17 protein-coding genes and 1 tRNA gene are annotated in these 18,591 nt (G+C 54.4%); 15 read left to right on the top strand and 3 right to left on the bottom strand.

Annotation, left to right across the window (positions count from 1 at the left end):
• Nucleotides 1–125: 125 nt before the first annotated feature.
• The gene (locus BQ7382_RS08965) at nucleotides 126–1,769 is read right to left on the bottom strand and encodes a CTP synthase (RefSeq protein WP_077391765.1); all 1,644 of its coding nucleotides are present in this window, start codon (nucleotides 1,767–1,769) and stop codon (nucleotides 126–128) included.
• 169 nt (nucleotides 1,770–1,938) lie between these two features.
• Nucleotides 1,939–2,595, bottom strand: a complete 657-nt coding sequence (locus BQ7382_RS08970) for a SanA/YdcF family protein (RefSeq protein ID WP_077391766.1) — start codon at nucleotides 2,593–2,595, stop codon at nucleotides 1,939–1,941.
• 278 nt (nucleotides 2,596–2,873) lie between these two features.
• On the opposite strand from BQ7382_RS08970, the gene BQ7382_RS08975 reads away from it, so the two are divergent.
• Nucleotides 2,874–2,948, top strand: a tRNA-Thr gene (locus tag BQ7382_RS08975).
• Nucleotides 2,949–3,066: 118 nt separating this feature from the next.
• Here the strand turns inward: BQ7382_RS08975 and BQ7382_RS08980 are convergent.
• Nucleotides 3,067–3,972: a hypothetical protein gene (locus BQ7382_RS08980; protein ID WP_077391767.1), complete on the bottom strand. Its 906-nt coding sequence runs from the start codon at nucleotides 3,970–3,972 to the stop codon at nucleotides 3,067–3,069.
• Nucleotides 3,973–4,017: 45 nt separating this feature from the next.
• Between BQ7382_RS08980 and BQ7382_RS08985 the strand changes: the two genes are divergently transcribed.
• The 14 genes from BQ7382_RS08985 to BQ7382_RS09050 all read left to right on the top strand — a co-directional run bounded on the left by BQ7382_RS08985 (nucleotide 4,018) and on the right by BQ7382_RS09050 (nucleotide 18,591).
• The gene (locus tag BQ7382_RS08985; RefSeq protein ID WP_144082128.1) at nucleotides 4,018–4,305 is read left to right on the top strand and encodes a hypothetical protein; all 288 of its coding nucleotides are present in this window, start codon (nucleotides 4,018–4,020) and stop codon (nucleotides 4,303–4,305) included.
• A 544-nt stretch (nucleotides 4,306–4,849) separates the two neighbouring features.
• On the top strand, nucleotides 4,850–5,392 hold the full coding sequence (locus BQ7382_RS08990) for a glutathione peroxidase (protein WP_077391769.1): 543 nt from the start codon (nucleotides 4,850–4,852) through the stop codon (nucleotides 5,390–5,392).
• A 740-nt stretch (nucleotides 5,393–6,132) separates the two neighbouring features.
• Nucleotides 6,133–7,599 (top strand): alanine/glycine:cation symporter family protein, encoded by a 1,467-nt coding sequence (locus tag BQ7382_RS08995; protein WP_077391770.1) that lies wholly within the window; start codon nucleotides 6,133–6,135, stop codon nucleotides 7,597–7,599.
• A gap of 260 nt (nucleotides 7,600–7,859) precedes the next feature.
• Nucleotides 7,860–9,263 carry an MATE family efflux transporter gene (locus BQ7382_RS09000; RefSeq protein WP_077391771.1) on the top strand — a complete coding sequence of 468 codons (1,404 nt, stop codon included), beginning with the start codon at nucleotides 7,860–7,862 and terminating at the stop codon, nucleotides 9,261–9,263.
• A gap of 42 nt (nucleotides 9,264–9,305) precedes the next feature.
• Nucleotides 9,306–9,923 (top strand): 5-formyltetrahydrofolate cyclo-ligase, encoded by a 618-nt coding sequence (locus BQ7382_RS09005; RefSeq protein WP_077391772.1) that lies wholly within the window; start codon nucleotides 9,306–9,308, stop codon nucleotides 9,921–9,923.
• Between the two features lie 109 nt (nucleotides 9,924–10,032).
• Nucleotides 10,033–11,106, top strand: coding sequence for a tryptophan--tRNA ligase (gene trpS, locus BQ7382_RS09010; RefSeq protein WP_077391773.1), 1,074 nt, complete (start codon nucleotides 10,033–10,035; stop codon nucleotides 11,104–11,106).
• Nucleotides 11,107–11,254: 148 nt separating this feature from the next.
• Complete coding sequence (locus BQ7382_RS09015; protein ID WP_077391774.1) at nucleotides 11,255–12,079, top strand: 4Fe-4S dicluster domain-containing protein; 825 nt, start codon at nucleotides 11,255–11,257, stop codon at nucleotides 12,077–12,079.
• A 72-nt stretch (nucleotides 12,080–12,151) separates the two neighbouring features.
• Entirely contained in the window at nucleotides 12,152–12,637 is a 486-nt protein-coding gene (gene queF, locus BQ7382_RS09020; protein ID WP_077391775.1) for a preQ(1) synthase, read from the top strand.
• Entirely contained in the window at nucleotides 12,637–13,335 is a 699-nt protein-coding gene (queC, locus tag BQ7382_RS09025; RefSeq protein ID WP_077391776.1) for a 7-cyano-7-deazaguanine synthase QueC, read from the top strand. The genes queF and queC overlap by 1 nt, the downstream gene beginning before the upstream one ends.
• A 43-nt stretch (nucleotides 13,336–13,378) precedes the next feature.
• Nucleotides 13,379–13,711, top strand: a complete 333-nt coding sequence (gene queD, locus BQ7382_RS09030; protein WP_077391777.1) for a 6-carboxytetrahydropterin synthase QueD — start codon at nucleotides 13,379–13,381, stop codon at nucleotides 13,709–13,711.
• 22 nt (nucleotides 13,712–13,733) lie between these two features.
• Nucleotides 13,734–14,375: a putative 7-carboxy-7-deazaguanine synthase QueE gene (gene queE, locus BQ7382_RS09035; RefSeq protein ID WP_077391778.1), complete on the top strand. Its 642-nt coding sequence runs from the start codon at nucleotides 13,734–13,736 to the stop codon at nucleotides 14,373–14,375.
• Between the two features lie 18 nt (nucleotides 14,376–14,393).
• Nucleotides 14,394–14,969, top strand: coding sequence for a GTP cyclohydrolase I FolE (gene folE, locus BQ7382_RS09040; protein ID WP_077391779.1), 576 nt, complete (start codon nucleotides 14,394–14,396; stop codon nucleotides 14,967–14,969).
• A 274-nt stretch (nucleotides 14,970–15,243) separates the two neighbouring features.
• Nucleotides 15,244–16,635, top strand: a complete 1,392-nt coding sequence (locus BQ7382_RS09045; protein ID WP_077391780.1) for a beta/alpha barrel domain-containing protein — start codon at nucleotides 15,244–15,246, stop codon at nucleotides 16,633–16,635.
• Nucleotides 16,636–16,656: 21 nt separating this feature from the next.
• Nucleotides 16,657–18,591 carry an aconitate hydratase gene (locus BQ7382_RS09050; RefSeq protein WP_077391781.1) on the top strand — a complete coding sequence of 645 codons (1,935 nt, stop codon included), beginning with the start codon at nucleotides 16,657–16,659 and terminating at the stop codon, nucleotides 18,589–18,591.

Here is an 18,591-nt window from a genome sequence, read left to right on the forward strand (position 1 = left end):
GCCTGCCGGCGACGATATCTTATCTGATATCTGTTTCGCCGGGCGGACCTGCCCGCTTTTTTTGTGTAAAAACGTTTCACGCGCGACCTGAGCATCCGCTCCGGTCTGCCGTTCGGATCTTCAGGCTACCTCTCGGTCTCCTTGCTGGCCTTGATGAACTCCCTGAAAAGCGGATGAGCCGCGTTCGGCCTCGACTTGAACTCAGGGTGGTACTGAACGGCCACGAAGAACCTGTTCTCAGGGATCTCAACGGCCTCCACCAGCCTGTTGTCAGGAGAGGTGCCGGTGATCTTCATGCCGGCGGCCTCGACCTGCTCTCTGTAGTCGTTGTTGAACTCGTATCTGTGTCTGTGCCTCTCGTCTATGATCAGGCGGCCCTCGTCGTCATCTCTGATGAAGGTACTTCCGCATGTCTTGTAGGCGTCCTCCATGATGCTGTCAGGGCGTACCCAGCAAGGGTAAGCGCCCAGGCGCATTGTGCCGCCCTTCGGAACGTTGCCTCTCTGGTCAGGCATCAGGTCGATGACTCTGTGCTGGCTGCGCTCGTCGAACTCTCCGGAGTTGGCGTCCTTCAGGCCCAGCACGTCTCTGGCAAAAGAGATGACCGCCGTCTGCATGCCCAGGCAGATGCCCAGGTAAGGCACGTCGTGGGTCCTGGCGTATGAGCCGGCAAGGATCTTTCCTTCTACACCCCTCTGACCGAAGCCGCCCGGCACGAGGATGCCGTCCACATCGCCGAGGATCTCGTCCAGGTCATCGGATCTTTCCAGGTCCTCCGACTCGATCCACTTGATGTCCACGTCCACGCCGTTCTCGTAGCCACCGTGGCGCAGAGCCTCTGCGACCGAGAGATATGCGTCGTGGAGCTTGACGTACTTTCCGATGAGGGCGATGGTGACCTTGCCGGAGAGGTGGTGTACTCTGTCCAGCATCTGCATCCATCCGGACATCTCGAGAGGGCTTGCCTCGATGTTCAGCTCGCGGCAGACAATCTCGGAGAAGTGCTCTTTTTCCAGCATCACCGGCGCCTCGTACAGCTGGTCGACGTCCAGGTTCTGGATGACACAGTCCTTCTTCACGTTGCAGAAAAGGGAGACCTTGTTCAGGATATCGTCGTCCATGCGGCACGGCGTCCTGAGGACGATCATGTCAGGCGAGATGCCCAGGCCTCTCAGCTCCTTGACGGAGTGCTGTGTCGGCTTCGACTTGTACTCTCCGGAGCTTGCCACGTACAGGATCGGGGTAACGTGGATGAAGAGGCAGTTTTCCCTGCCTACCTCGATGGAGATCTGGCGGATGGCCTCCAGGAAAGGCTGGCTCTCGATGTCGCCGGTGGTGCCGCCGATCTCGGTGATGATGATGTCGGCGTCGGTGGTCTTGCCTACTGTGTAGACGAAGCTCTTGATCTCGTCGGTCACGTGAGGGATGACCTGTACGGTGCTGCCCAGGTAGTCTCCGGCGCGCTCCTTGTTGAGGATGTTCCAGTAGACTTTTCCTGTTGTGAGGTTGGAGTACTTGTTGAGGTTCTCATCGATGAATCTCTCGTAGTGGCCCAGATCCAGGTCGGTCTCGGCTCCGTCCTCGGTCACGAAGACCTCGCCGTGCTGGTAAGGGCTCATGGTGCCCGGGTCTATGTTGATATAGGGATCCAGCTTCTGACTGACTACCTTGTAGCCTCTGGCCTTCAGCAGGCGGCCCAGAGCTGCGGCGGTGATTCCCTTACCCAGTCCTGAAATAACTCCACCAGTGACGAAAATGTACTTTTTCATGGATCCCCCTTTATAGATAGAATGATCTGCAAACTCGAACTAATCCAATATATATTAAACGATTTTAAACTGTAACAAAACAACTTTTATTCTATCCCTATGCCGGCCCGATGACAATTGAGAAAATAAAAAAACCGGCCGTCTTTCTGCGGCCGGCGGAGTGGACTTGTTACCAGCTGGCGGTGCCGTCTCCGGAGATCGGGATGGCCGTGCCCAGATATGTGGGATCCGGCTTTGCGATGCACTGGAAGACCGCTTTGCACCTGGCGAAGTATTCCCGCACGTCCTGTGATGTGGAATTGCTTGAAAAAGAGGTGCTGCAAGGCACGCCCACCGGGCTCAGGCCCAGCATGCGGGCAGTGAATACCGCGCGGTATTCGTGATACTTCTGGGTGACGATGACAGGCCTTTTTACCTGAAAAACAGCCTTCGCCCTGTATATGCTCTCGTAGGTGGAGAAGCCGGCGTGATCAAGGAAGATATCGCTGGACGGGATTCCCGCGGCCAGCACGTAGTTCTTCATGACTTCCACCTCGTTGTAGTTGGTCTGGCCGTTGTCTCCAGATAACAGGAGTTTCGGCGCGGCACCCGCCTCGTACAACTCGATGGCCTTGTTCAGCCGGGACTTCAGGGCGCCGCTCGGCGTGCCGTCCGGCCTTACAGCCGCCCCGAGGACGAGGATGCAGTCGGCGTTCTTTCCCGAGGAACTGTCGTAATTCTGTTCCATATTAAGTGCGCCGGTGATGATCACTGCAGCGTTGAGCACCACGGTAAGGATCACCAGAAGCAGAATTCCTTTAAATATGAATCTGAATAATTTCTTCATGAAAATCCTTTCTGAAAAACTCGTTCAGTATACCACAAAATGGCTGCCCGTTCCGGCGGGTCCCGTGGAGTTCATGAAAAAAACATCTGAAACTTATGCCGCCCATCCCATCGAAGAGTGGCGCGCTGCCGTTCTGCTCCCGGGAGGGCGGATCAGCTGACGTGGCGGCCATCAGATATGCGAACCGGCTTGGCAGCCAGCGGGCGTTTCGGACGGGCGGCGCTGAAGATTTCCTGTTGAAAAGAATTCTTTCATAGTATAAAATATATGAGCAGTTTGCTACTGTGGCTCAATGGTAGAGCACGGCATTCGTAACGCCGCGGTTGCGAGTTCGATTCTCGCCAGTAGCTCCATTCTTAGAGGCTTTCGGAGGATTCCGGGGGTCTCTTTTTTTACAAAAAACGGTCAATGAAAAATGAGTCGACTTCCCTGAAGAGGAGGTCGATGAGATGAAAATGTCCGGCATTCATTTCAAGTTTCGGTGTGTATTGCGTCAGAGGACGCGGGCCATATTCCAAAACCAGGTGGGCATGAAATGCACGGCGGTTCTGCCTTCAGCATCTGAATACCAGAGTTCAATCTTTTGGAGATCCGCTCAACATGCTTTGTGTCCAGAGGAGAGTTGGAAGACTCAAATGTTATGATTAGACGTTCTCCAATGTAGATGCCGCTTCGCTGATATTCCATGATCCTTTTTATCGCTTTGAGAGCGTAGTCGGGGTCGTCCATCATCCCAAAATGTTCCCAATATATCTCCTGACGGCTTTCAACATCCCATATGGTGATATCCGGATATATCACCTTGCTGAAATCATCATTTACGATGCGTAAAGGCTTCTCATAAAAAAATGGTATACCATATCTGACTAAAATCATTGCTATGATATATTCAGATTTTGACCTGACAGAAGAAAAGTTCGATGAAAAGAATCGCTTGTTTTCCTTAAAGTAATCGTTGCCTTTATAATTTTGGGATGCCCACAGTTCACATGCCTCTTCATTAGTCATGAGCGAATCTTTTAACAATTCTCTGATACATGGTGGGAGGCTCAGCGGAACGTTTTCCACTGTGCAGCAAGAGTCGTAAAAATCTTTCAGCTTTTTCAGCATTTTCAGCTCTTTTGCAGCAGCATTCAGCATCTGAGTGAACAGTCGCTTATGGATAAGTGCTTGAATAAGTTTCTTCTGACTGCCTCTAATGTACCTGCCAGTTTTTTCCGACGGTGAAATTCTGTGGTAGCACTGGACCACTCCTTTGTTCCTTACAGCTTTGATTTTTCCGGGAGGCGCAGTGCTTAATTCGTTCACCAGCTCTTCTAACAGCATCTCAAGAAAAGAGATCCTGCCGTTGACCGTTGAGATCAATCCTTTCAGCATTACAGATCCTTCCTTTGTGTTATTAACTAAGATCGCCGGATATCCATGCCTGCATCATTTGGTGAGAAAGTTATATCATTGACCGTGATTTTAGACAAACAAAATAATATCGAAAACCGGCATTCTATTGCCGAAATATTGCGTCTATTTTGCGGTGGCGGCAGTTTAAAACCGGGAAAACCAGAAATAGTGGAGCAAGAAAGAGGAGATAATAAAAACGCCGGATATTACCCCGAGATTTACGAAAACTACAGAGAGGTGCCACGAGATTTCAAATATCTGAAAAATCGGGGTAACGTACAAGATTTCCAGCATTTTTTTACGACGATATAGTGACTTTTCAAATTCTCGTTGTAGTCCGGGAGAGTTGGAAAAGAAAAATCTGTATAACATTTGCATCTGTGCACTTCTAAATCCAATACAACTGAGCAAACAGGGTGTACAGATTCGATGACAGCGTGGATCAAGCAAGGGCTTTACCTCGGGATTTTCAAGAGCTGTTGTCTAGTCGTAGAAAACCAATGTTTTTTTGAAACCCTACAGCGGAAAGACGATGTTTTCAGATCCCGGGGTAAATTTAAGATAATTGGTCTCATCTGCTCAACGTTACATTCATTCAGGCTGGTATCGCCGGTACAGAATATCAGAAACTCGGCTGCGATCCGATGCTGGCGTCATTTCCAGCGTCGGTGTTCGGACCTGCGTATATTCCGTATATAACAAAGGAGCTTGCCACAGCTAGAGATCGACCCCAGCCGGTTTTTTCGCGAAAAAATTTTCCAAACCCCTTGACAAATTCAGTTGCGCGCAATAAAATACAGACAAATAAATCAATTGCGCACAATCAAACACGACAACCAGAAACGGAGGTCAGAATATGTCAATATATGATTACAGCATTCCAACACCAGACGGCGGCCAGTTCGACCTGGCAGACAACAAGGGCAAGGTGATGATCATCGTGAACACAGCTACAGGCTGCGGATTCACACCTCACTACGCACCTCTCGAGGAGATGTTCGAGAAGTACCACGACAAGGGGCTGGAGATCGTCGACATCCCGTGCAACCAGTTCATGAACCAGGCACCGGAGAGCGACGAGGAGATCCACCAGTTCTGCACACTGCACTACAACACGAAGTTCCCGCAGATGAAGAAGTCCGACGTCAACGGCGAGAACGCTCTTCCAGTATACGGATACCTCAAGAGCCAGCAGGGATTCAAAGGCTTTGGTGACGGCGAGATCGCCGGAAAGATGGATGGCCTTCTCAAGTCCATCGACCCTGACTACGAGAGCAACCCTGACATCAAGTGGAACTTCACGAAGTTCGTCGTAGACAGAAACGGCAATGTGGTCGCCAGGTTTGAGCCGACAGAGGACATGGGCAAGCTGGATGAGCTCGTGGCATCCCTGCTGTAGAACCAGGAAAAATTTGAAAAAAGTGATCCGGTGGTGCGCCGGCGGGCGGTTCATCGGCATCATATGACACCATAGCAGCGTGAGAAAAATACCCTTTTAACTCATTAACTTATTCACTCACTCATTTAACTCACTAACTCAACTAACTTAGACACATTTGATCTAGCATTCACACATTTGAAACCGACACTCAAGTTCACCTTTTTGCCCGGCCCAGGAGGGGCCGGGTTTTTCGTGCGGAATGTGTCACTTGGAACATCCCGCTGCAGTCTGGCGCCTTTCGCTTGCGCCCGCACAGCTCGCCATATGCCGCCAGCCCGCATCTCCTTTTTTCGGAACTTTTTCCATCAGGACCGCGAAAATGTTCGCAAACGCTAATTGTCAAAAAAATACTTTTTTCTCATAAATTATGCACGATTGTACGAAAAACTGTACAAACCCCAGTATTTTCAAGGCTTTCAGGTGCATTGATTTTAGTTTGACAAACAAATATTTTAAAAATTCTTTGTTGACATCGATAAAAACACGCTTTATCATCTACTCATGTACCGATGGACCGGTTGAAAAACCGGCGGAATTTTTTTTATTTACAGATCCGGGCGGTGAAATTCACCGGGTGCCTGGCGCCGGATTGGGAGCATAGAGAGATCGTAGAGATAGGATGAATATTATTCACGGTACGAGGGTATAGTTTAATGGGTTGTCATAACGCCGGGCACAAAACGCATTGGAGGTAGCTAATGGAAAGATTTACTGCGATTCTTGAGGTGATCGACGGCTATGTGTGGGGCGTGCCGCTGATCGTACTGATCATGGGCACAGGAATTCTTTTGTCAGTCAGAATGGGATTCCTGCAGTTCAGAAAGCTTGGCAAGGCGCTCAAGTACATGGTCCACAACGAGGAGGACGGTGAGGGAGAAGTTACGAGCTTCGGAGCCCTCACGACAGCGCTTGCCGCGACTGTAGGAACAGGAAATATCGTGGGCGTCGCCACGGCGGTGGTAACAGGAGGTCCGGGAGCCCTCTTCTGGATGATCGTGGCCGCCTGCTTCGGAATGGCCACCAAGTACGCAGAGGGCCTCCTGGCTATTAAATACAGGGTCATCGACAAGGACGGCCACGCACTGGGCGGACCTTTCTACTACATCGAGAACGGAATGGGAGAGAAGTGGAAGTGGCTGGCCAAGATGTTCGCCTTCTTCGGATTCACCGCCGGCGTAATGGGCATAGGTACCATCACCCAGGTGAACTCCATCACCTCTGCGATCAACACCGTTTTCGACCCGAACAACGAGCACATCGCATTCAGCATCGGTGCCAACTCATATTCATGGGCTACTCTGATCGCTGCCATCCTTGTAACGCTGTGCGTTGCACTGGTAATAATCGGCGGCATCAAGAGGATCGCCAACGTGGCTTCCTTCGTGGTACCTGCAATGATGATCACTTATGTTGTCATCGGAGTTGCGATCATCCTCTGGAACATCACTGACGTTCCTCACGCCATCGTAATCATCGTAGAAGAGGCCTTCGGGGCAAAAGCCGTGGCCGGCGGCGCGCTCGGCGCCATGATGGTGGCAATGCAGAAGGGCGTTGCAAGAGGCATCTTCTCCAACGAGTCCGGACTCGGATCCGCTCCTATCGCAGCGGCCGCAGCACAGACCAAGGAGCCTGTAAGACAGGGCCTGGTATCCATGACCGGAACATTCCTGGACACCATCGTGATATGCAACATCACCGGACTGAGCATCGTCCTCACCGGATCCGACAAGGCAGGACTGGAAGGCGTTGCCGTGACCATGAGAGCATTCGGCAAGGGGCTGCCTTGGCCTGATGCCATCGGAGGAGTAGTCCTCATGGTATGCCTTGCCATATTCGCCTACACGACCATCCTCGGATGGGACTACTACGGCGAGCGCTGCCTGGAGTACTTCAGCAACAGGAACCAGAAGGCCGTAAAGGTCTACAGGTGGGTATACATACTGGCCGTTCTCATCGGACCTTTCCTGACGCTGGACTTCGTATGGACATTCGCTGACATCTTCAACGGACTCATGGCCCTGCCGAACCTCATCGGATTGGTGGCCCTCAACGGAGTGGTGGTTGCCGAGACCAGGAGCTACTTCAAGAGGCTCAACGCCGGCGAGATCGACGAGGGTTCCAAGTTCAAGAAGGTCGAAAGGGCGTCAGCAGACGCGGAAGCTTAGAAACGCTAGAGATACACTTACTATACTTCTTACTACTTCTTTTGAGAAAGGCTGCTTCACCAGGTGAGGCAGCCTTTTTCCGCGGCCGCGTCACGTATTGTCCTTTTTCTCGAACACCGGGCCGCGGTTTGGTGATAATACAAAAATGTGTTACCATTAGGCGAGCAACAGAAGCGTGACCACACCTGTCCCCATACGGGGACAGCTTTTGTATATTCAGAAATTCCACTTCACACATCATCAACGGGAGATCAGAATACATGAGTGAAAACATCACAGAAAACAGAAAAACAGAAAACCCCATGGGCTACGAGCCCGTGCAGGGACTGCTGCTCAAGATGTCGGCGCCCCTCATGGTATCCATGCTGGTGCAGTCGCTGTACAACATCGTGGACAGCATTTTCGTTGCGCACCTGAACGAGGACGCGCTGACGGCGGTGTCCCTTTCATTCCCTATACAGAACCTTATCATGGCTGTGTCCATAGGAACGGCGGTGGGCATGAGTGCCCTGCTGTCAAGATACCTTGGGGCCAAAGAGATGGAAAAGGTGGACAGGGTAGCCCACAACGGCATATTCCTGGCCTTCGTCGGATACTCCATATTCCTGGTGTTCAGCTTTTTCGCCGGGGACTTCATAGCCAGCCAGACATCCGATGCCAGGATAGTTGAGTACGGCACCCAGTACCTTTCCATAGTGTGCCGCCTGTCGATCATGGTGACCATGCAGGTGACCATGGAGAGGATCCTCCAGGGCACGGGGAAAACAAAATACATCTTTTTCATTCAGGTGTCCGGAGCCGTCGTAAACGTTATCATGGATCCGATCCTGATCTTCGGCCTACTGGGGGCACCGAAGCTGGGAGTTGCCGGGGCAGCGATCGCCACCGTGTTCGGCCAGACCGTGGGCACCTGCCTTGGGCTCTTTTTCAACGTGACAAAGAACAAAGAAGTTGATCTGAACATGAAGGGCTTCCACCCGGATCCCCTCATGATAAAGGAGATATACTCTATCGGCGTACCGTCCATAATCATGCAGGCCGTGGGATCGATCATGGTCTTCGGGATGAACCTGATCCTGGTGAGCTTCTCCACCACGGCGGTGGCCACCTTCGGGGCGTACTTCAAGCTCCAGAGCTTCGTGTTCATGCCGATATTCGGGATGAACAACGGCGTGGTCCCAATCATCGCCTACAACTACGGGGCGCAGAAGCCGGGGCGCATCCGCCAGTGCATGAAGATAAGCGTGAACTACGCGGTAGCCTTCATGGGAGCGGGTACGCTGATATTCTGGCTGATCCCCGGAGTTCTCATGTCCCTCTTCGATCCGTCTCCGGTGATGATGGCCCTGGGTATGAGGGCGCTCAGGACGATATCACTGTGCTTTCCCTTTGCCGGATATGCTATTATGAGAGGAAGCGTTTTCCAGGCCCTGGGCAAGAGCGTCTACAGCATGAACATCTCCCTGATCCGCCAGCTTGGAATACTGCTGCCGGCGGCTTGGATCCTGGGCAGGATCGCCGGAGTAAACGCGGTGTGGTTCGCCTTCCCGATAGCGGAGATAATGGGAACTACGCTCTCCGCACTGTACACCAGGAAGATAAGAAGGGATATAATAGATAGGATACCGGACGCGGAGCAGCAGACCGCAGGAGCCAGTGCGTAGCGGCCTGAATGCTTCGAAGAGAGAGCGGGGAGACCCGAATACATGGGAGTATTTATGGAAAAGGATCTCAAAAAAGAAAAGAAGGTCCAGCGAAGGGAGGCGGCAGACCGGCTCAAGGGGCTTTCCACGGAGTATGTGGACTCCGCCAGCAAGTCCATAGCCAGGGCACTGATCGACACCCCGGAATATCGAGATGCCGGCACGATCTTTTGTTACATGAACTTCGGCAAAGAGGTGGTCACTGACATGATCATCGCCGATGCCCTGAGCAGTGGCAAGAGGGTCTGCATCCCGCTGTGCAGGGGAGCCGGGATCATGGACGCCCGGCTGTATACCAGTGAAACGCAGCTGGTGCCTGGTGCCTTTGGGATCATGGAACCTTCGGCAGACGAGCCGGTGATCTCTCCTGAGGAGATCGACCTTGCCGTGGTGCCGTGCGTCACCTGCGACCGGGAGCTCCGGCGGCTGGGACATGGCGCTGGATATTACGACAGGTTTTTCCAGGAGTTCAAAGGTCCGAAGATCGCCCTGTGCCTGGAGGAGATGCTCCTGGACGAGGTGGTCACGGAGGAACACGACGTGAGGATGGACATGGTCATTTCAGAGGAAAAGATCTACGACAAAGACTCCTTTGGGGAGCACAGGCGATGGCGGCCCTAGAGAGCTGGAGGCAGACAGCGACCCGTGCCCCGGAGAGCCGCACGGCTTTCCGCAGAAAACGACAAGTGGAACTGAAACGCATCTGAAGATTTGACTAAGGAGAAAAATCATGAGTGGAAAAATAATGCTCACAGGCGACAGACCTACCGGAAGACTTCACATCGGACACTACGTTGGATCGCTCAAGCAGAGGCTGGAGCTACAGGACGACCCCGAATTCGACAAGGTGTTCGTCATGCTGGCGGACATCCAGGCCCTGACGGACAACTTCGACGACCCTGAGAAGGTGAGAGACAGCGTTTTCCAGTGCGCGCTGGACTACCTGTCGGTAGGCATCGACCCAAAGAAGACGACCATCCTCATCCAGTCTGAGATCCCTGAGCTCCACGAGCTGACCATGTTTTTCATGAACATGGTGACGGTAGCCAGAGTCCAGAGGAACCCTACCGTCAAGAACGAAATAAAACTGAGAGGCTTCGAGGCCAACGTGCCTGTGGGCTTCTTCACGTATCCTATCAGCCAGGCTTCCGACATCACCGGCTTCAACGCCACAACGGTGCCTGTCGGGGAGGATCAGGAGCCTATGCTGGAGCAGTGCCGCGAGATAGTGAGAAAGTTCAACGCCACATACGGCGCGGAGCTGAACGAGCCGGAGATTTACCTGCCGAAGAACAAGTCGGCCCTCAGGCTGCCGGGAACTGACGGACAGGCCAAGATGTCCAAGTCCCTCGGGAACACCATCTACCTTTCAGATCCTGAGGACGTCCTCCAGAAGAAGGTCATGAGCATGTATACAGACCCTCAGCACCTGAAGGTCAGCGATCCGGGCCATGTGGAGGGCAACACGGTGTTCACGTATCTCGACGTGTTCTGCAAGGACGAGGACTTTCAGAAGTTCATGCCTGAGTACAAGAACCTCGATGAGCTGAAGGACCACTACAGGAGAGGCGGCCTGGGAGATGTGAAGATCAAGAAGTTCCTCTTCCAGGTGATGAACCAGTTCCTGACGCCGATCAGAGAGAAGAGGGCCTACTACGAGGCACGTCCTGAGCTGGTGGTACAGGTCCTTGAGGAGGGTACCGCAGAGGCGAGAGCCGAGGTGCAGAAGGTCCTCCAGTACTGCAAGCACTGCATGAAGATAGACTACTTCGAAGCGTGGGACGAAAAGTACGGCAGGAAATAGAAGATTTTCGGGGCATTCTTTTCATTCTTTCTTCACCGATCTTTCTTATAGAAATGGCGTCAGGTGGTAAAATTCCATTTGAAGTCACGTGGAGGCGCGGTGCGCCATCCGGGAGAAAGAGAAGTATTTGAGGAGAGATGGAAGAAAAATGATCAGGAATGTGGTTGGGATGTTCTTCAGCCCCTCTGGAGAGACGGCTAAGATCACCAGGAAGATCACAACTGAATTATCTGAGAGACTGGACGAGCTCTGTATCGACCCTATCGGGCGCAGCTTCGTGGATCTGCTGAAGGATCCCATTAAGGAAGACCGCACGCTGGACAGCGAGACCATCGTGGTCATGGGCATGCCGGTCCTGTCCGGCAGGATCCCGGAGGTTTGCACCGAGATGCTGAAGAAGCTCCACGGGAACGACACCCTGGCCATAGTCCTGGTGTCATATGGAAACAACACCTACGGAGACGCACTCAAGGAGCTGTACTGTACGGTGTGTGACCAGAATTTCGGAGTGGTGAGCGCCGGAGCCTTTATCGCAAGGAATCCGATGTTCGGGACCATCGCCGAGGACAGGCCGGACGCCTACGACCTGCAGCAGATAATAGAATTTTCCAGGGTCTCCGCCAACAAGATACGGAGGTTCTGCGGGACGGAGATACAGGGGATGAAGGCCAGGCTGGCGCCCCTGAACGTCAAGGGCGATCTGCCTTCGAGAAAGCCTTCCAGGTTCCCGATACATCCCGTCGCCGGTTCCGCCTGCACGAATTGCGGCAGGTGCAGGGATATCTGCCCGGTCGGGGCCATCAACATGGACGACCCAAGGAAGGTAGATGGAAAAAAGTGCATCTCCTGCTCAGCCTGCATCGCGGCTTGCCCCGAGGGAGCCATGAGCTACGCAGGACCGCTGTATGCGGCTTCCAGGGTGGCCCTCGAGCGGCTGTACAACAAAAGGCAGGATCCGGAATGGTTCATCTGATCAGTTGAAACAAGTGTCCCTCCCCGCTATCATCAGGAGAGGGACTTTTTTAATTTCAAGGAGAAATATCAAATGTCGAGAAACAAGGAAGAGCTGGAGGGCCTTACCCTCCTGGGCAACAAGGGGACGAAGTATGACGCGGACTACGATCCCGGGCTGCTGGAGGCCTTCGTGAACAAGCATCAGGACAGGGACTACATGGTCACCTTCAAGTGCCCCGAGTTCACAAGCCTGTGCCCGATGACGGGCCAGCCGGACTTCGGCACCATATACATAAACTACGTGCCGGACGTGAAGATGGTGGAGAGCAAGTCGCTGAAGCTGTATCTCTTCAGCTTCAGGAACCACGGGGATTTCCACGAGGACTGCGTTAACATCATCATGAACGATCTCAAGGAGCTCATGGATCCGAAGTACATTGAGGTGCGCGGTGATTTCAACCCGCGGGGAGGGATCAGCATTTTTCCTTTTGCCGCCTGGGGCAGACCGGGCACCAGGTATGAGGAGATAGCACAGAACAGGATCTTTGCTCAGCTGGACAGAAGGGAGAACTGGTAATGGAAAAGGCACTGGTCCTCAGCAGCGGCGGCGTGGACAGCACGACATGCGTCGCCATGGCCGTTGAACGCTTCGGGGAAAAGAACGTGTCCACGGTGTCGGTCTTTTACGGCCAGAAGCACTCGAAGGAGCTCCAGTGCGCCAGGGCGGTGGCTGAATACTACCACCTGAATCACTACGAGCTGGACCTTTCACCCGTAATGGAATACAGCGACTGCTCCCTCCTGGAGCACAGCACGAAGGACATAATCCACGAGAGCTACGGAGAGCAGCTGGAGAAAAAGGGCGGCAGCGGCATCGTTGAGACCTACGTTCCCTTCAGGAACGGACTCATGATGTCCTCAGCGGCGGCGCTTGCCATGTCCATCTACCCGGACGACACCACCCACATATACCTGGGAGCCCACGCCGACGACGCGGCGGGGAACGCCTATCCCGACTGCAGCCGGGAGTTTTCCGAGACCATGGGGAAGGCCATAACGCTTGGCACCGGCGGGCAGGTCCTTGTGGAGGCGCCTCTCGTGAACTGGAACAAGGCCAGAGTGGTAAAGGAAGGGCTCAGGCTCAAGGTCCCTTACGAGCTCACCTGGAGCTGCTACGAGGGAGGAGAAAAAGCCTGCGGCACCTGCGCAACCTGCATCGACAGGCTTGCGGCCTTCCGGGCCAACGGCGTGGAGGATCCGATAGAGTACCAGTAAAAGAAGTGTAAGGAAGCGCCGGAGACGGCGGGGAGACATAGAAATGTACCGAGTTAAGAAGAGGATCGAGGTGAGCGCCGCCCACAGCCTCACCCTGGATTATGAGAGCAAGTGCACACAGCTCCACGGGCACAACTGGATCATCGACATCTACCTGGAGTCGGAGACCCTGGATCAGAACGGCATGGTGATGGACTTTACGAAGATAAAGGAGCGCGTCAAGGATCAGCTGGACCACAAGAACCTGAACCAGGTGCTGCCATTCAATCCCACCGCGGAGAACATCGCCTGCTGGGTATGCAGTCAGTTCGACTGCTGCTACCGTGTGGACGTGCAGGAGAGCGAGAATAACGTGGCCAGTTACATAAAGGACTGAAGGGACACAGGCGGACGATAGAATGATAGTGAATGAGATCTTTTACAGCATCGATGGTGAAGGCCTGAGGGCGGGAGAACTGGCGGTGTTCATAAGGCTGGCCGGCTGCGACCTGAGGTGCAGCTACTGCGACACCGGATACGCCCTGGACGGTAACGCCGGAACAGAGATGGACATCCGGGAGATCGTGGAAGAGGTCAAAGGATACGGATGCAGAAACGTCACACTCACCGGCGGCGAGCCCCTGATACACGAGGGCGCGCAGGAGCTGGTGGAGACACTTACGCAGAACGGTTTCCAGGTGAACATCGAGACCAACGGCGCATCGCCGATAGGGCAGTTCCTTTTCCCGGAGACAATAATAACCATGGACTACAAATGTCCCTCCAGCGGCTGCGAGGAGAGCATGCTTCTGGAGAACCTGGGCTTTCTCAGGCAGCAGGACGCCTTGAAATTCGTGGTGGGTACCGCGCAAGACCTGGAGAGGGCGCAGGAGATACTGGAAAAATACCGGCCGAAGGCCATGGCATACCTGAGTCCGGTCTTTGGAAGGATCGAGCCGGCGTCTATCGTGGACTTCATGAAGGAGCATCACATGGAGAGGTGCAGGCTCCAGCTGCAGCTCCACAAGTACATCTGGGACCCGGAGGCCAGAGGGGTCTGATAAGACAGGAGAGGTCAGATGAAGGAAATAGACGGAGAGAGAATTGAAAAAGCCGTGAGGGAGATCATCCTCGCTCTCGGGGATGACCCGGAGCGCGAGGGCCTGGTGGAGACCCCGGCCAGAGTGGCCAACATGTACAATGAGGTCTTCCAGGGCATGTGCTACTCCAACGAGGAGATCGCCCGCATGTTCGACAAGTGCTTCACCGAGGACACCAACGACCTCGTGCTCATCAAGGGTATAGAATGCTTCAGCCACTGCGAGCATCACCTCGCTCTGATGTACAACATGACCGTGTCTGTAGCATACATCCCGGACGGGAAGGTCATCGGACTGTCCAAGGTGGCAAGGATAGCCGACATGGTGTGCAAGAGGCTGCAGCTCCAGGAGAGGATCGGCAACGACATCGCGGACATACTCACCATGATCCTCGGGACGGAGGACGTGGCGGTGTTCGTGAAGGCGGAGCACTCCTGCATGACTGCAAGGGGCATCAGAGCGAGAGGCGCCAGGACCGTGACCCACACCCTGAGGGGGATATTCCAGACGGACAAGGAGCTCAGGGGAGAGATCTTCACCATGCTGGACGACTAGATTTGCAGAAATTGCATACAATATTAAAAATAAGTACAAAAAGAGCAGAATACAGTGCCCGAAACACAGTATTCTCTTGAAAAAGGTTTTTGCCTCATGTCGCCATGCTCCGGGGAGAGCGGCGCGGCCGGGAGGCGGAAATCCGCTAAAAAGGTGGACTCGCAGCGGGTCTGCCTTATTTTTATTGTATGTAATCATGCAGGACGATTGACACATGACAGATTGCGTTTTAGAATACCGATATACAATTTCCGAGAAAAACAGGAGGTGTGCTTTGAGCGACATCAGTCTTAACAAGAGAACCAATCTGCTTGAGCAAGATCCTTACAATTATCAGCTCCAGGATGTGGAAGAACCGAATCTGATGAGGGACTTTTTTGAGTATACAGAGGTGCCTAAGGTGTCATTCAACTTCAGGCGGAATCCTCTCGGGATGCCTGAGCACATCTGGATCACCGATACCACCTTCAGGGACGGCCAGCAGAGCAGGGCTCCTTTTACAGTGGACCAGATCGTGGACATCTACAAGATGATGTCCAGGCTGTCGGGGCCGAACGGCATTCTCCGGCAGACGGAGTTTTTCGTATACAGCGACAAGGACAAGGAGGCCGTGCAGAGGTGCATGGATCTGGGCCTCGAGTTCCCTGAGGTGACAACGTGGATCAGGGCCAAGAAGGAAGACTTCAAGCTCGTCCACGACATCGGGGTCAAGGAGACCGGCATTCTGGTCAGCTGTTCCGACTACCACATATTCAAGAAACTTGGAATGAACAGGCGCCAGGCCATGGAGCACTACCTCAGCGTCATCAGCGACGCATTCGAGGCCGGAGTCGTGCCGAGATGTCATCTGGAGGACATCACCAGGGCGGACTTCTACGGCTTCGTGGTGCCTTTCGTAAAGGCCATCATGGACATGTCCAAGCAGGCGAAGATGCCGGTCAGGATCAGGGCCTGCGACACATTGGGATACGGAATACCTTACAACGGCGTTTCCATGCCGAGGTCGGTGTCCGGGATAGTTTACGGACTGCAGCACTACGCCGGAGTGCCTAGCGAGATGCTGGAGTGGCACGGACACAACGACTTTTACAAGGCTGTCACGAACGCCGCCACAGCCTGGCTCTACGGGGCCTCGGCCGTGAACTGTACTCTTTTCGGGATAGGCGAGAGGACGGGCAATGTGCCTCTGGAGGCCATGGTCTTTGAGTATGCTCAGCTGAGGGGCACCCTGGACGGAATGGACACGACCGTCATCACGGACCTGGCCAGGTATTTCGAGAACAAGATAGGATACCACATCCCGGAGCAGACTCCTTTCGTGGGAAAGAACTTCAACGTCACCAAGGCCGGCATCCACGCGGACGGCCTGATGAAGGACGAGGAGATATACAACATTTTCGACACGGCGAAGTTCCTCAAGAGACCGCCTCGCGTGTCTATCAACCAGAGCTCCGGTGCCGCGGGCATCGCCCTGTGGATCAACGAGGACTACGGCCTCGAGGACGAGCACAAGGTGGACAAGCACAGCCCTGTAGTGGCCTACGTGAAGAAGTGGGTGGACGAACAGTACGCACAGGGGCGTGTCTCAGGTATCGGCGGGGATGAGCTGCACAAGCTGATCCACAAGTTCATCACCGAGGACGGGATAACGAGCCAGAGCTTTTAACAGAGGGGAAGTAAAGAAAAAATGGGAAAGACCATAGCAGAGAAGATCATAGAGCAGCATCTGGTCTCAGGGGAGATGAAGACCGGTGAGGACATCGGGCTTCGCATCGACCAGACGCTGACCCAGGATGCAACAGGCACCATGGCGTACATAGAGTTCGAGGCCATGGGCATCGATCAGGTGAAGACGGAGCTCTCCGTGGCATACATCGACCACAACACGCTCCAGTCCGGGTTCATGAACGCCGACGACCACCGGTACATACAGTCCGTGGCGGCTAAGCATGGCATCCTCTTTTCCAGACCCGGCAACGGCATCTGCCACCAGGTCCACTACGAGAGATTCGGTATACCGGGGAAGACCCTGATAGGATCCGATTCTCACACGCCTACAGGCGGCGGCCTCGGCATGCTGGCCATGGGAGCCGGCGGGATGGACGTGGCAGTGGCCATGGGCGGAGGCGCCTACCACATCCCAATGCCGAGGATGATCTTCGTCGAGCTGAAGGGCAGCCTTAAGCCATACGTTGCGGGAAAGGACATCATCCTGAAGGTGCTGTCCATGCTTTCTGTAAAAGGAGGAGTCGGTGCCATCGTAGAGTACGGGGGCGAGGGAGTGAAGTCCCTGTCCGTTCCTGAGCGGTGCACCATCACAAACATGGGCGCGGAGCTGGGCGCCACCACGTCCATCTTCCCGTCGGACGAGGTGACCAGGGAATTCCTGAAGGCCCAGGGCAGAGAGCAGGACTACAGGCCTCTGTACAGCGACCCCGATGCAGAATATGCAGAGAGATACACTATCGACCTGGACGAGCTCGAGCCGCTCGCCGCATGTCCTCACAGCCCGGACAACGTGAAGCCGGTGTCGGAGCTCAAGGGCATGAAAGTGGACCAGGTGTGCATAGGCTCCTGCACCAACTCGTCCCTGGCGGACATGCTGAAGGTCGCAAACATACTCAAAGGTAAGAAGATCGCAGACAACGTGAGCCTCTCCATCTCTCCGGGATCCAGGCAGGTATACTCCATGCTGGCCGAGAGAGGAGCCCTCACGGTACTCATAGACGCCGGGGCCAGGGTCCTGGAGTGCGCCTGCGGCCCATGCATAGGGATGGGATTCTCTCCTAATTCCGGCGGCATCAGCCTCAGGACCTTCAACAGGAACTTCCTCGGGAGGTCCGGGACCAAGGACGCCCAGGTGTACCTGGTGAGCCCGGAGACGGCCGCAGCCTCTGCTATAGCCGGAGTCTTCACCGACCCGACGGAGCTGGCGGGGAGCGAAAACGACTTTTTCGACGTGACCATGCCTGAGACGTTCAGGATCAACGACAGCGGGATAATCCGCCCGCTCCCGCCTGAAGAGGCGAAGGACGCGGTGGTCCTCAAGGGGCCGAACATCAAGTCCTTCCCGGAGACTGCGCCGCTGGCTGACTCCATCACCGCGGAGCTGGTGCTGAAGGTCGGGGACAACATCACCACCGACCACATCATGCCTGCGGGATCGAGGGTCCTGCCTTACAGGTCCAACATACCTAAGATGTCCGAGTTCTGCTTCGAGGTCGTGGACGAGACCTTCCCGGAGAGGGCCAGGAAAGCAGGAAAAGGCATCATCGTGGGAGGCGTCAACTACGGCCAGGGCTCCTCGAGAGAGCACGCCGCCCTGGTGCCGCTGTACCTCGGGATCAAGGCGGTGATCGTGAAGAGCTTCGCCAGGATCCACAAGGCGAACCTTGTGAACGCAGGCATCCTGCCGCTCACATTTAAAAATCCTGAGGATTACGATCTGCTGGAGCAGGGCCAGGAACTGAGCCTCTCCGACATCCACCAGGGACTGAAGGATGACGAGCTGGTGCTCCGCGCCGGAGACAGGGAGATCCCACTGGAGCTGGATCTCTCCCAGAGGCAGAAGGACATGCTCATGGCGGGCGGCCTCCTGGACTACACGAAGCAGAACGGATAG

The organism is Mobilibacterium timonense (assembly GCF_900155555.1).
Lineage (GTDB): Bacteria > Bacillota > Clostridia > Peptostreptococcales > Anaerovoracaceae > Allobaileyella > Allobaileyella timonense.